The sequence below is a fragment of the Pseudomonas sp. AKS31 genome, from assembly GCF_023634765.1.
Taxonomy (GTDB): Bacteria; Pseudomonadota; Gammaproteobacteria; order Pseudomonadales; family Pseudomonadaceae; genus Aquipseudomonas.
This window is the reverse complement of the sequence record NZ_JAMLFX010000002.1, coordinates 959,748-972,821: the sequence shown is the minus strand read 5'-3', so window position 1 is coordinate 972,821 and position 13,074 is coordinate 959,748. Positions and strand designations below refer to the sequence as shown.

The 13,074-nt window shown below is 60.8% G+C and carries 12 protein-coding genes and 2 riboswitches; of the genes, 2 read left to right on the top strand and 10 right to left on the bottom strand.

Going from position 1 to position 13,074, the window contains the following annotated elements:
- Positions 1-53 precede the first annotated feature (53 nt).
- From cobM to M9827_RS10280, 10 genes are all read right to left on the bottom strand, one after another.
- Positions 54-800: a precorrin-4 C(11)-methyltransferase gene (cobM, locus tag M9827_RS10325; RefSeq protein ID WP_250605354.1), complete on the bottom strand. Its 747-nt coding sequence runs from the start codon at positions 798-800 to the stop codon at positions 54-56.
- 81 nt (positions 801-881) lie between these two features.
- Entirely contained in the window at positions 882-1,295 is a 414-nt protein-coding gene (locus M9827_RS10320; protein ID WP_250605353.1) for a cobalamin biosynthesis protein, read from the bottom strand.
- Complete coding sequence (locus M9827_RS10315; RefSeq protein WP_250605352.1) at positions 1,292-1,990, bottom strand: CbtA family protein; 699 nt, start codon at positions 1,988-1,990, stop codon at positions 1,292-1,294. The genes M9827_RS10320 and M9827_RS10315 overlap by 4 nt, the downstream gene beginning before the upstream one ends.
- A gap of 11 nt (positions 1,991-2,001) precedes the next feature.
- Positions 2,002-2,199: a CbtB domain-containing protein gene (locus tag M9827_RS10310; RefSeq protein ID WP_123449101.1), complete on the bottom strand. Its 198-nt coding sequence runs from the start codon at positions 2,197-2,199 to the stop codon at positions 2,002-2,004.
- A gap of 123 nt (positions 2,200-2,322) precedes the next feature.
- Positions 2,323-2,544, bottom strand: a riboswitch (cobalamin riboswitch).
- Between the two features lie 34 nt (positions 2,545-2,578).
- Entirely contained in the window at positions 2,579-2,905 is a 327-nt protein-coding gene (locus M9827_RS10305; RefSeq protein WP_250605351.1) for a hypothetical protein, read from the bottom strand.
- Complete coding sequence (locus M9827_RS10300; RefSeq protein WP_250605350.1) at positions 2,898-3,590, bottom strand: AzlC family ABC transporter permease; 693 nt, start codon at positions 3,588-3,590, stop codon at positions 2,898-2,900. Before M9827_RS10300 ends, M9827_RS10305 begins: the two co-directional genes overlap by 8 nt.
- On the bottom strand, positions 3,580-4,497 hold the full coding sequence (locus tag M9827_RS10295; RefSeq protein ID WP_250605349.1) for a sugar phosphate isomerase/epimerase family protein: 918 nt from the start codon (positions 4,495-4,497) through the stop codon (positions 3,580-3,582). The genes M9827_RS10300 and M9827_RS10295 overlap by 11 nt, the downstream gene beginning before the upstream one ends.
- Positions 4,494-6,914 carry an ATP-grasp domain-containing protein gene (locus M9827_RS10290; RefSeq protein WP_250605348.1) on the bottom strand — a complete coding sequence of 807 codons (2,421 nt, stop codon included), beginning with the start codon at positions 6,912-6,914 and terminating at the stop codon, positions 4,494-4,496. Before M9827_RS10290 ends, M9827_RS10295 begins: the two co-directional genes overlap by 4 nt.
- On the bottom strand, positions 6,911-8,191 hold the full coding sequence (locus tag M9827_RS10285) for a hypothetical protein (RefSeq protein WP_250605347.1): 1,281 nt from the start codon (positions 8,189-8,191) through the stop codon (positions 6,911-6,913). The genes M9827_RS10290 and M9827_RS10285 overlap by 4 nt, the downstream gene beginning before the upstream one ends.
- The gene (locus M9827_RS10280; RefSeq protein WP_250605346.1) at positions 8,191-8,943 is read right to left on the bottom strand and encodes a 2OG-Fe dioxygenase family protein; all 753 of its coding nucleotides are present in this window, start codon (positions 8,941-8,943) and stop codon (positions 8,191-8,193) included. The genes M9827_RS10285 and M9827_RS10280 overlap by 1 nt, the downstream gene beginning before the upstream one ends.
- A gap of 350 nt (positions 8,944-9,293) precedes the next feature.
- A riboswitch (cobalamin riboswitch) is annotated at positions 9,294-9,505 on the top strand.
- 99 nt (positions 9,506-9,604) lie between these two features.
- Here M9827_RS10280 and cobW point away from each other — a divergent pair.
- Together cobW and cobN are read left to right on the top strand one after the other, a co-directional pair.
- Complete coding sequence (cobW, locus tag M9827_RS10275; protein ID WP_250605345.1) at positions 9,605-10,675, top strand: cobalamin biosynthesis protein CobW; 1,071 nt, start codon at positions 9,605-9,607, stop codon at positions 10,673-10,675.
- Between the two features lie 3 nt (positions 10,676-10,678).
- The coding region (gene cobN, locus M9827_RS10270; RefSeq protein WP_250605344.1) for a cobaltochelatase subunit CobN at positions 10,679-13,074 on the top strand (2,396 nt) is incomplete at its 3' end.

The window sequence follows — 13,074 nt, the reverse complement described above, 5'->3', positions numbered from 1 at the left end:
CCCGTGAGCGCCGTTTTTTTATGCGTGAAGCCCGGGACGCTCTGCGTTCCAATTCAAGGCCTGTAGATGTGCGCATGCCCGGCGCGATACAACGATGACTCGCTGAACACCTCACTGCCCAACACCCGGCCCACCAGAATCAACGCCGTACGCCGAAACCCTTTGGCCTCAACCTTTTCGGCAATATCCGCCAGCGTCCCCACCACCCAATCCTGATCTGGCCACGTCGCCCGGTGAATCACCGCAATCGGGCAATCCGCGCCGTAATGCGGCAGCAGTTCCACCAGAATCTTCGGCAAATGGTTAACGCCCAGATGAATCGCCATGGTCGCGCCATGCTGCGCCAGACTGCCCAGCTCTTCGCCTGCCGGCATCGCGGTTTTCTCGGCGTAGCGGGTCAGAATCACGCTTTGCGACACGTCCGGCAGGGTCAGTTCCGCGCCAAGCAACGCCGCACAGGCTGCGGTGGCAGTTACACCGGGAATGATCTCGAACGGAATATTCAGCTCGCGCAGGTAACGGATCTGCTCACCGATCGCGCCATACAGGCTCGGATCGCCGGAATGCACCCGCGCCACATCCTGGCCCTTGGCATGCGTGGTCTTGATCAGTTCGATGATCTGTTCCAGATGCAGTTCGGCGCTGTTTACCACCGTTTCCGCCTGATGGCCATCGAGCACCGCCGCCGGCACCAGCGAACCTGCGTAGATAATCACCGGGCAACTGCGGATCAGCCGCTGGCCTTTGACGGTGATCAGTTCCGGGTCGCCGGGGCCGGCGCCGATGAAGTAGACGGTCATCGTTGAATCCTGAGTAAAAGAGGGCACGACCGCGTTGCAGATGAACAACGCTCATGATCAATGGCGAGGATTATCGGGATTTTACGCCGCGCCGGCCAATGCCAGCGTGGCCTGAGCGTATTTCTGCCGGGAAATCAGCAGTTTTGCCGGAGCCTGAATCAGCTGTTCGGCGAGGGCCAGTGCCGCGCTTTCGGCGACGCCATAGCAACCGGTGCGTTCATAAGCGATTTGCGAATGGTGACTGAGCCGCTGTTGGTAACTGGCCAACTCGTCGCTGCTGAAGTACAGCAAGGGCAGGGCCAGTTGTGCAGCAAGTTCTTGCAGGCCCGGCTCGTCACGCTTCAAGTCGATGCTTGCCAGCGCCTTCACCGCCTCAAGCTCAATGCGATGCGCCTGTAACGCTTGATCGAGTAACGCGCGCAGGGTGCTGGCCGGGCAGCCACGCTGGCAGCCCAGGCCGACGACCAGGGTCGGCACTGCGCGGTCATCGGTCATGCGGGGTATTGGCCATCGCTTTTGCGGCGGAACAACCAGGCACTGATCAGGCCCAGGGCCAGCCAGAACGCGACGTTGGTCAACTGCGAAGCGATTTTGAACTGAGCTTCCAGTGCTTCGGGGGCGAGCATCGAATGCACTTCCGGTTGCGGCGCGCCAATCACGTGCGGCACGGCGAGGATTGCCACGCCCAGCAGTTTCATCAGCCAGTGACGGCTGAACACGATGAGGGCCAGGCCGGCAGCGGTTGAAGCAGCCGTTCCGATCCACCACGTTTGCCGCGAAGCCAGATCGGCCGCAGCGGTACCCGGCAGTTCAGGCGGCAGGCCCAAGGTCGGAGCAAGCACGAAAGTCGCATAACCGGCCAGGCCCCAGAGCAGGCCCTGCGAAGTTTTGGTCGGTGCGCGCAATGTGTACAGGCCCGCAAGCATCAGGGCGAAACCGACGGCCACCACCAGATTGCCACCCGTGGTCGAAACCACGCGCTGCCAGCCGTCTTCCGGCTCCCAGGCTTCGGCATCGTGGCTGTGCGCAGCCACGCCAGCGGCGTGTTCGTGAACCGCTACCGGCTCGGATTTCTCGAAAGTTTCCGCTTGCAGAATCAGCGGCGAAACCCAGAAGCTTTGCAGTAAGGTGAGGAGCAGGGCGGCCAGCAGACCGGTGAAACCTGCAGTTTGCGCGATACGCTTGATCATGTCGGCAGGCCTCAGTGGCACGGGAACGCGGCGCTGTGGCGGGTATCGTGGGCAGCGTTGTGCACCGCTTCGATGTGCGAGAAACCGGCGAAGTAAACCAGACTGGCGCCGAGGATCGACGCGAAGATCGCGGCGGTCAGGCGTTGGCTCAGGGTGGTGGTGCTGGCGATTTTGTCCGTGTTGTTGCCGGTGCTGCTGATGATCGACATGGCGCTTCCCTCTGGAGTGTCAGCGGGTGAATAGAGCGCATGAAAACCCCGGCGGGTCGGGCTCGCAGAGGTTCGAACAGCGCCCGCCCACCGCGGGTTTGTTATGTGCAGCGCCGCACAAATGCGGGCTGTGTGTTGCGGGCCGGTCTCCGGGCTCACGAGGGGTTGGCGTCAGGCCGACCTGCAAGCGTCACCTTCCCATGCCTTGCTGACACAGTGGTTTTGACGCTTCGCTCGCTTACCGTTGCGGGGGCAGCACCGGACTGACATGGGCTTGAGTAAAGCACATGATTCACCGGTTTCCCGTTTCACCCTGTGAAGGGCACCCGTAACAAGGTGTGTAGGAGAGCATGGGCGGGGGATTTGAGTCAATCGGCGCCTAGCGCATGATCAGCAGGACGTACACCCCCAGCGCTATCAGGAACGCATAATAGGATTTGATTCGCGTCAGGCTCAGCAGCCACGCCAACGCCACCGGCAGGATCCATGGCATGGCCGTCAGGTGCTGGCTGGCCAAAGGGTAGAGTGAGACCGCCAGCAGGCTGACGAGCATCGCCACCGATGTGTATTTTCCCAGACGATCGATGAAAGCGCGGGCAGTTGCCGAAAGCCGTTCGACATCGACGGCAAGCGGCAGCAAGCGGCATACGATCGAAACCAGCGCGCAAATCAGTACGTACAGCCAGAAAGTACCAGGTTCAATCATAGACATAGCTCGTCAGAACGGTGATGGCGAGCACCAGCAGCAAGCTGACCTCGCCCAGCCACAGCAAGCTCGCGGCGGTGGCCAGGCCGGCAATCCATTGCGCATGGAAGCTGTGACGGTCGCGGGCCATCTTGCCAAGCGAAGCGCTGATGAAAATCGCGATCACCACACTGACGTGATCCATCACTGCGTTGTCGGCCACGCTGGCGAAGCAATACCCGCCCACGGTGCCAAGCAGGGCGGCGGCGTACAGCAGAAAGCACACGGTGTTGGCATACGGGCGGCTGATCGGTTGCTGATCCTTGCGGATCGACATCAACGTGAAAGCCGCATTTGCCATCACCGCCAGGGCGGGGACGAACGCTTTGACCGGGCCCTGGAGTCTGGATTTCAGGCTCAGTGTGAAGACCAGAAAACGCAAGTTGATACTCAGCGCCGAGACCAGCACGCCAAAGGCGTTAAGCAGGTGCGCGGGGGTTTCCAGCAGCGTCAGTTGCAACGGCGAGGCCATTACCGTACCGCTGAAAACCACCATGGCCGGAAGATCCAGACCATGGCGGCGCCCGAGCATGCCGATCAGGGTGAAGGTCAGCAGCAGCGAGAAGACGAACGGTAGCGCATCGCGGATACCGGTCGCGATCTCGCTGCGCGACGCCGGTTTTGCCAGGTTCGACTCAACCAGCATGAGTGCTGTGCCGCGAGCCGGCCAGCAATTGCTCTACGCCGTTCTTGTAGGCCAGGGCTTTTTCCAGGTAGTACTCGGTGGAGAAGCGCGGAATGAACTCTTCCACCACGGCCACACCCCGATAGCCGTTGACCGCGAAGCGATTGAGCACATCGCTCAGGCGCAAGTTGCCTTCGCCAATCGGCAGATGTTGATGGTGGGTGTTGTTGAGGTCGGCAATGTGCAGATGCCGGGTAACCGGCGCCAGATCGGCAATGGCTTTGAACAGGCTTTCACCATACGGCAGCAGTGAGCACAGATGCGTCACGTCGATGGTCACGAAGCACCCGGTCTCCTTGTGAAAGCGCAGGTGTTCCTCGACGGTGAAGACCGGGAATTTCGGCCGCTGACCGCCCATGTTCTCCAGGCACAGGGCGATGCCATCGGTGTTGCAGCGCTTGGTCACCTCGTTGATCGCTACTATCAGGTTGTCCAGCAGTTCGCCGTTTTCCAGTTGATCTTTGTAGCCGGGATGAAAAGTGACGCTGGTGGCGCCGGCCTCGTGGGAAAACTCCACGGCGGCACTCAGGCAGTCCACCGCTTGGGCACGTTCGGTCAAATCCGGGGAGCACAGGTTGTACTGGCGACCCCACCATCCGGCGTGGACGGTCAGCGTGATACCACTGTGTTCGGCGAAGCTGCGGATTTTCCCGGCAAGCTCGGACCGGTCTTCGGCGCTCAGCGACCAGAAGGTTTTTTCGGCGTCTTCGCCGATCTCGAACTCGACCGCTTGGAAATGTCTGGCCAGATCGGTGATCGAACCAAGGATGTCTGCAGGGTTGTCGTAGACATTGGTGGAAAAGGAGATCATCGGGAAGTGAGCGCTGATCGGGCCTTCGATGTGATATAGCGGGTCTTTACGGGTCATTGCGCTGGTCCTTGCGTAGTGAACTCTGGGTGGGTGATCGCGGCGTTGAAGTCCGCCGGGTCGTCAGCGTCGCTGCAGCCCAGCAGCGTGTAGCCGTGGCGGTCTGCGGAACGGCTGATGCTCTGGCCGAACTTGTCGGGGTTGAGGTTCACGCGTAATGCAAACGGGTGTTGCAGCAGGCGTGCCTGGAGCTGTTGCGGATCGGCGGTCGGGGCCGCCTCGATGTAGCGGATCGCCATTTTGGTGTAGGTTTTCTCGGGCGTCGGCAGTGACGTGCCGGTCATCGCGGCGATGGTGCTCGCTGCCAAATGCACCCCGGTGGTTTTCCAGACCATTTCCCAGATCTGGTCACCGCCGAAGCGGGTCTGGGTTTCGATGAATTGCAGGCGTGAACCGTCCAGCTTGATTTCCGTGTGGGCCGGGCCCCAGCGGTTGCCCATTCGCCCGAGCAGCCACAGCACCGCTTCTTCGATCTGCGCGGCGGTTTTCTCGTCGAGCCCGGCAGGAAAGTCATGCCCGGTTTCGACATAACCGGGGGCACCGCTGGTGTATTTGCGCGTGATGCCGAGAATCCGGTGCTGGCCATCCAGGCTGAGGGATTCAACGCTGTATTCGTCGCCGCTGGCGAAGGCCTCGATCAGATTGTTTCCCTCCAGCGAGAGGTGGTCGACATCCTCGGGCCTGTCTATGGCATAGACACCCTGGCTGCCCGAACCGTTGACGGGTTTGACGATGGCCGGGCCATGGCGCAGCACGAAAGCGCGAGCCTCGGCACCATGGTTGATAGCGGCAGTGGGCAACTCGTAGCGACTGCCTTTGAGCAATTGGCGAAACAGCAGCTTGTCGCGACTGACTTCCACACTGCGCAGGTTGTTGTGGACGATGCCCAGACGTTCGCCCAAGTGTGACGCGGGCAGCAGGCCCAGTTCCGAAAACGAAACCACGGCATCGAATGGCGATTGCCGGTGCAGCCGTTCTACCATCGTGCTGTAGGCCGGCAGATCGGCAATGTCAGGCGTCAGCAGTAGCGTTGCGCGCTCGCGCTGATAGTCAGATAACTCGCCGGGTTGCTGGACGAGAGTAAATCGAAACTGCCGCGCAGTATCCCAATCCAGTCCCGAATCACGCCCGCCGATGAGCAGAATGTGTTTGGTGTTCGCCGCCGTGGGCTGTTCGCCATAGACATCAATGTCGCTGACGGCGAGCAAGGATTGTCGCAGGCGGGCGGTGTCGGGTTGCCTGAACTCGATGTACAGGTAGTTCTGAAAACCGTTGCTGACCGGTCCGATGGCTTCGCCCGGAGTGACGTAGGCATACCAACGCTGGAAACCTGGCAAGCGGCAGATCCGGTCGGCGCCGTGCAGTCCGTCATAGAGCCGGTCTGTGCGGGCGAAAGGGGTGGCGATGCCGAACGCATCCGGCGCTTCGCTGGCGCTGGGCAGAGGCTCGGCGGACAGAGCACGGTGGTAGCAGACATCCAGCGCCAGCCCCCAGGCTTGGCGAATCACATGAATCCGGCTGCCGCCGGGGCGTGCGCCGACTTCGAGGACTCTTGGCCCGCGGGGGGTGAGAATGAACTCGACATGGGCAAACGTGCCTTTGAGCGCTAACGCTTTCACGGCGTCATGGGCCAGGCGATGGCAACGCTCCTTCAGCGCCGCGTCGGGCTCCAGCAGCGACGGCGTGTAGCGGGCGAAATGGTGAAAGTCGCCGCGATCGATATCGACGCCGGCAATCACATCGACGATCGGAAAACTGCTGATCGTGCCATCGGCGGCAATCGTGCAATCGATGGAATGGTTGGAGCCCTGGAGAAACTCCTCCAGCAGCAGTTGATCGGTTTCGCGGCTTTTGCCCGCTACATAGCGCTGCAGCGCCGGCCATTCATGACGGGCGTAGTCGAGCAGATCCTGCTGATCGTCGATGCAGCGTACGAACAGGCTGCTGTAAAGGTTCGCTGGCTTCAGGATGAACGGGTAGGGCAGCTCGCCCGGGCGCGCCAGCAGGTCATCGATACGCACCTGGCGAGAGACCACGTGCAGATCCAGGTTGCGCGACTGTTGGAAGCATTGGCGTTGCAGCACCTTGTCCAGGGTGTTTTCCACGTTACGGTGCAGGTGGGCCAGCGCCGGCAGCGCCGCACACAGCCGCCCCGTGATCGCGACATAACCTTCACGGAAATTCAGGACACTGGTGAAGCCGTGCTCGTCCAGCAACTGTTGCGTCAGCTGGATCAGATCCGGGGTCAGCCCTCTGGAAAAGTCGTACAGCGCCACCGGCGAGATCTGTTTCGCATCGGCGATCTTGCTGGTTTTGCGACTATCGGCAATCAGCAAAGGGGTGATGCCCTCGGCAATCAGGCCCTCGTATTCTCCGTCGCGAATATTGCCGATGATCAGGCAGGCCGCTGCACTCATTCGCCAACCTCCTGATCGAAGCTGTAGTGGACCCGGTTCAGGCGCTGGCAAATGTGAGCCAGACGAATCCGGTCCACGCCGTTGGCGCCACCGCTCAAGACATTGCGAATGATGTGCGCCAAGGCATCCAGGTCTTCGCTGCTGATGCCCAGACGAGTGATTTCCTGCAGGCCGAAGCGCAGGCAGTCGCGGCCATTGATCTGTTTATTGTTGATCCGGATCCCCAGTTCATTGAGCTGCTGCGCCGCTTGCCGGGCCCGTTCGCCTTCGAGCAACAGCAGGTGCGTGTCGGAGGGGTGCAGCGTCCAGCCCGGCAGGTCGGCGAGTGCGTCGTGCAACTGGCGAGTATTGGCGCACATACGTTGGGCGTAGGCCTGGCCGTAGCGCTGGGTTTCCAGCAGGCTGACGAACAGTTGCAGCAGACCGGGCAGATTGGGCGAGGACACCAGCGCACCGCTGAGCGTTTGCTCGATCCGCTGGGCCAGATCGGCACGCCGGCAGACGATCAGTGCCCGGTGCGGACCTGCCAGGGATTTGTGGGTGTTGCCTTGAAGAATGTCCGCCCCCTCGTCAAGCGGGTTGGGAAAGGCCTTCCCGGCGATGAGGCCCAGAGTGTGCGACGCATCGTAGATGATCAGTGTCCGCTCAAAGCCCCGGCGGTTCAGCAGCGCGCGCAGTGGTTTAAGGGCGATTGCCCGTGTGGTCAGACCGTGGTCGAGCAGTACGGCTGCCGGTTGTACACCACACGCCTGGAGTTGCCGATCAACATCCCCGAGATCAATTTGTCCGTCAGCCGTCAGTTTCAAAAAGACGCTGTGCCGGCCCATCTTCTGCACCAGAGGCCCGGTTGCGAAATGCCCGCCGCTTTCGGGCGCCAGTGATAATACGCAGTCGCCCGGCTCGGTCAGGGCGGCCAGCACGCTCAGCGTGCAGTGCACGCCGGAGAGTACGCGGTATTCGACGAACGGCGCGTTGAACATCGCCTGCACGGCTTGGGTCGCCAAAGCCTTTAATGTTTCGACTTCGGGGAAGTGTTCGACCTGCATACCATTGAATTCGGCGGCATAGCATTGACCGTCAATGGCCTGTGCATTGAACAAGTAACGCTCGTAATGACGATTCTGTCCTAGCGTGCGTGCAGTCTCGGACAATATGTTTTCATTGGCGGTCAGCGATAGTGTGGAAGTTCTTCGTGCGCACGCCTGTTGAAACTGTTCAATGATGAAGTTATGCGCGAGGGGGGTGCTGACTGAAAGTGCATGAGTCGAATGATTCATTAGTAGTCCGCCAGGTCGAAGTCGATAATCAACATATCGCGACTGCCGCGATCCGAATTAATGCTCGATGTTTGCAGTGGGGAAACTTCATGCAGAAGTATTCGGTCATTCAAGACGACGGTTTCCAGATAGTCAGTCAAAGTTGCACTGAATACTTGGCCACCTTCTTCATCAAATATCCGGCTTTCGCCACCGATGACATGCTGGCGTTGAATGAGGTGTTGAAAGACAAAATCGTGCCCGTCGCGATGTCGGCCCTCAGGGGTGGCCTGGCCAGCATTGCCTTGATCGCAGAGGATACGGAACTGATGGCAGGTCACGAGCCAGTCGCGCGGGCCCAGCGCCATGTCCATCAGTGCCAGGTCGGCGGCCAGCAGTGTCTGCAGAACCGGGGAGTCAATGAACGTCGCCTCGCAGCGGGTGTAGGTGCGCTGCACCCCGCCCAACAGCGGGTTGTCGGTCTCGGCTTGAAAAAAGTGGCAGTCTTGCAGCGCCGTCCACTGGCGTTCCCGTTGGCGATACTGGAACTTGCAGATGCGTCGTTCGCGAAGACCGTTCTCTGCGCTGAGATACGCGTCGGTATGCAAATGCTCCCAGGTTGCATTGAATGCCCGGCATGCTTCGCGTCCCAGCAGTGCAACATCCAATGCTGGATAATGGGCGCTGTGCGCATAGTGGCAATTGCGCAGTAGTTCGGAAAGTTCCTTTAGTCCGGCATCACTTGGAAGCCGTAACGCGTTACCGGCACTCATGTTGTGGATACCCATGGGTGCAGGAAAGAAACAGGCAGGATCAAATACTGATAATAATCAGCCATGCAAGAAATCCTTTCTTGAGAGACTCATAGTCCTTGTGCGAACTCATCGTTCATATCTTGTATTGATTTATCAATTTGGTTTTTGTAAAGATATGTAATCGAATGCACGCGGCCGCTCTATTTCAGGGTTTAACGCGGCGGTAGTTTTCTTATGTAACGGATAGGGCATGTAAGACATAACTTACAACTACTTTTTAAGTGAGAAGTGTTCGCGATCATTAGATGAAAAAGTTGGTGCCCTTATAACCACAATGATCCAGGCGTTGACCCGCCTGCCGTGCATGCGTAGCCTTGCGCATTCGAGGTTCTCCGGCGTATGCCGGAGCTAAGAAGGGAACGCGGTCAATGCCGCGGCTGCCCCCGCAACTGTGAACGGTGATGTTCGCTGCCACGCCACTGCCAACTCAATCGATGAGCCAGCGGGAAGGCGCAGCCAACGCCAGGCCCAGCGCCTGAACGCCGTCAGCCAGGAGACCTGCCTCGTCACAGATTCTCACTACAACCGGGCGGGGTGATCCGGTGGCGAATGCTTCCGGCGCGCACGCGCGTTGCCGGTACTCGTCCCGTATGCCCGCCGCTTGCCAAAGGGCATACCGATGAAAACACTGGCCAAACTCCCCGTCACCATCGTCACCGGCTTCCTTGGCTCGGGCAAGACCACGCTGCTGCGGCACATGCTCGACAACGCGCAGGGCCGTCGCATCGCGGTGATCGTCAACGAGTTCGGCGAGTTGGGCATTGACGGTGAAATCCTCAAGCAATGCACCATCGGTTGCACCGAAGAAGAAGCCACCGGCCGCGTTTACGAGTTGGCCAACGGCTGCCTGTGCTGCACCGTTCAGGAAGAGTTCTTCCCGGTGATGCGCGAACTGGTTGCCCGTCGTGGCGACCTCGACCACATCCTCATCGAAACCTCGGGCCTGGCCCTGCCAAAACCGCTGGTGCAAGCCTTCCAGTGGCCGGAAATCCGCAGCGCCTGCACCGTTGACGCGGTGATCACCGTGGTCGACAGCCCGGCCGTCGCTGCTGGCACCTTCGCCGCGTTCCCGGATCAGGTCGATGCCCAGCGCAAACTCGACCCGAACCTCGATCACGAATCGCCGCTGCACGAATTGTTCGCCGACCAACTGGCCAGCGCCGACCTGGTGATCCTCAACAAAGCCGACCAGACCAGCGCGCAAGACCTCGCTCGTGTCCGCGCCGAAGTCGCCGAAGAGCTGCCGCCAGCAGTGAAAATCATCGAAGCCAGCAACGGTCGTCTGCCGCTGGACGTGCTGATCGGCCTCGGCGCCGGGTCCGAGGAACACATCGACAGCCGTCACAGCCATCACGATCATCACCACGACGGTGATGACGACCACGATGACCACGATCACGACGCTTTCGATTCGATCTCCATCGAACTGCCGCAAGCCGACGAAAGGCTGCTGCTCGACGCCCTGACGCAACTGGTGGTTCAGCACGGTATCCTGCGTGTCAAAGGTTTCGCGGCCATCCCGAACAAACCAATGCGTCTGCTGATCCAGGGCGTGGGCACGCGTTTCGACAAGCATTTCGACCGTCAGTGGGGCGCCGATGAAGCGCGCGTCACGCGTCTGGTGCTGATCGGCCAGGAACTCGACGCCGCCCGACTCGAAGCGCAACTGCGCGTCGCGCTCAGCGTTTAAGCCATGCACCTGCTCAGGACCCAGCCCGGCGGTTTCGTCTCGGATGACAACATTGCCGACCTTGGCCAAACCCCCGCCGAGCTGGTGATCCTGTGCAGCGGCGACTCCAGTCTGGCGCTGCTCGCCGAGGCCGCGCAGCAATTGCCCGAGGATTACCCGAGCCTGCGTCTGGCCAACCCGATGCAGGTGCAGAATCATGCGTCGGTCGATCTGTACGTCGACGAAGTACTGCGTCATGCCAAGGTCATTCTGATTTCGTTGCACGGCGGCATCGCTTACTGGCGTTACGGCGTCGAGCGTCTGGTCGAACTGTCCGAGCGTGGTGTGCAGCTGATTCTGGTGCCGGGCGATGACCGTCCTGATCCGGAACTCAGTGACTTGAGCACCGTCAACGCCGTGGATCGTGATCGCCTCTGGCAGTTCCTGCGTCAGGGTGGCCTGGGCAATGCGCTGGATTTCTTCCGCTGTCTGGCCAACCGCTGGCTGGCTCGCGATTATGCTTGGGAAGAACCGCAAACCCTGCCGCGCACGGCGATTTACCACCCGAACAAAACCACCGCCGCACTGAGTGACTGGCAAGCCGATTGGCTGCCCGAGCACCCGGTCGCGGCGGTGTTGTTTTACCGCTCGCATCTGCAAGCGGCGAACACCGCGTTTATCGATGTGTTCTGCCAGCGCTTGCAGGCGGCGGGGCTGAATCCGCTGCCGATTGCGGTGGCCAGTTTGAAAGAGCCCGGCTGCCTGGCGGTGGTCGAGGACTGGCTGGACGAGGTCGAGGCCGGGGTGATTCTCAACACCACCGGGTTTGCCCAGTCCAGTCCTGAAGCGCCGCACTTGCGGCCGTTTCGCCGCAACATCCCGGTGATTCAGGCAATCTGCGCGCAGGACAACGAGCCCGGCTGGCGCGACAGCGAGCAAGGCCTAGGGCCACGGGATCTGGCCATGCACATTGCCTTGCCGGAACTCGACGGGCGCATCATCAGCCGGCCGATCAGTTTCAAGGACCTGGCCTGGCGCAGCGAGCGCAGTCAGTCCGATGTGGTCTGCTACCGCGCGCAACCCGAACGCATGGATTTTGTCGCCGAACTGGCGCGGCGCTGGATCGATCTGGCGCGGGTGCCGAATGGCGAAAAGCGCATCGCGCTGATCCTCGCCAATTACCCGACTCGCGATGGACGCATCGGCAATGGTGTCGGTCTCGACACGCCGGCAGCGGCGCTGAATATTCTGCGGGCGTTGCAGGCCGAGGGCTATCCGGTTACGGCAGAGCTGCCAAGTAGCGGCACCGCGTTGATCCAGCAACTGCTCGGCGGCGTCAGCAATGATCTCGACACGATTGATCTGCGCCCGTGCCAGCAAAGCCTGGCGATGGACGCCTACCTGGCGATGTTCAACGCGCTGCCCGAGGCTAATCGCAGCGCTGTGATCGAACGCTGGGGCGCGCCGCAAAACGACCCGATGTGCCGCGACGGCCGGATGATGATTGCCGGCATTCGCTTTGGCCTGACCTTCGTCGGCATTCAACCGGCGCGCGGATATCAGGTGGATCCGAGCGCGGTCTATCACGACCCGGATCTGGTGCCGCCGCACGCTTATCTGGCGTTCTACTTCTGGTTGCGCAATACCTACGGCGCCCATGGCGTGATCCACGTCGGCAAACACGGCAACCTCGAATGGCTGCCGGGCAAAGGCGTCGGCCTTTCGGAGAACTGCTGGCCGGATGCGCTGCTCGGGCCGCTGCCGAACATTTATCCGTTTATCGTCAATGACCCGGGCGAGGGCGCTCAGGCCAAACGGCGCACACAAGCGGTGATCATCGACCATCTGATGCCGCCGCTGACCCGTGCCGAAACCTACGGGCCGTTGCGCAATCTTGAACTGTTGGCCGACGAGTATTACGAGGCGCAGTTGCTTGATCCGCGCCGCGCTCGTGAGTTGCAGCGCGACATTCTGCAATTGGTGCGCGAGACGCAGATCGACCGTGAGCTGCAACTCGATGCGGCGCTGGACAGCGACGCCGATGCGGCGATCTGGCTGCCGCGCCTCGATACCTATTTGTGTGATCTGAAGGAGTCGCAGATTCGCGATGGCTTGCACATTTTCGGTGAATCACCGAGCGGGCGTCTGCGCATCGATACGTTGCTGGCGTTGCTGCGCATTCCACGGGGTGACGGCAAGGGCGCGCAATCGAGTCTGTTACGGGCGCTGGCCAAAGCATTCGAACTCGGTTTCGATCCACTCGATTGCGCGCTAGCCGATCCATGGACTGGCCCGCGCCCCGCACAGCTGCAAGCGCAAAGCGCCGAAGTCTGGCGCACTGCCGGCGACACCCGCGAACGCCTCGAGCTGTTTGCCACTGCGTTGATCTCCGAGTCCCTGCAAATCCCTTGTGGGAGCGA

Excerpts from the sequence above, each read along its gene's own strand:
- cobW (WP_250605345.1), top strand. The coding sequence starts at position 9,605 with ATGAAAACACTGGCCAAACTCCCCGTCACCATCGTCACCGGCTTCCTT.
- M9827_RS10290 (WP_250605348.1), bottom strand. The coding sequence starts at position 6,914 with ATGAGTGCAGCGGCCTGCCTGATCATCGGCAATATTCGCGACGGAGAA.
- cobM (WP_250605354.1), bottom strand. The coding sequence starts at position 800 with ATGACCGTCTACTTCATCGGCGCCGGCCCCGGCGACCCGGAACTGATC.
- M9827_RS10280 (WP_250605346.1), bottom strand. The coding sequence starts at position 8,943 with ATGAGTGCCGGTAACGCGTTACGGCTTCCAAGTGATGCCGGACTAAAG.
- M9827_RS10320 (WP_250605353.1), bottom strand. The coding sequence starts at position 1,295 with ATGACCGATGACCGCGCAGTGCCGACCCTGGTCGTCGGCCTGGGCTGC.
- M9827_RS10310 (WP_123449101.1), bottom strand. The coding sequence starts at position 2,199 with ATGTCGATCATCAGCAGCACCGGCAACAACACGGACAAAATCGCCAGC.
- M9827_RS10295 (WP_250605349.1), bottom strand. The coding sequence starts at position 4,497 with ATGACCCGTAAAGACCCGCTATATCACATCGAAGGCCCGATCAGCGCT.
- M9827_RS10305 (WP_250605351.1), bottom strand. The coding sequence starts at position 2,905 with ATGATTGAACCTGGTACTTTCTGGCTGTACGTACTGATTTGCGCGCTG.
- M9827_RS10285 (WP_250605347.1), bottom strand. The coding sequence starts at position 8,191 with ATGAATCATTCGACTCATGCACTTTCAGTCAGCACCCCCCTCGCGCAT.
- M9827_RS10315 (WP_250605352.1), bottom strand. The coding sequence starts at position 1,990 with ATGATCAAGCGTATCGCGCAAACTGCAGGTTTCACCGGTCTGCTGGCC.
- M9827_RS10300 (WP_250605350.1), bottom strand. The coding sequence starts at position 3,590 with ATGCTGGTTGAGTCGAACCTGGCAAAACCGGCGTCGCGCAGCGAGATC.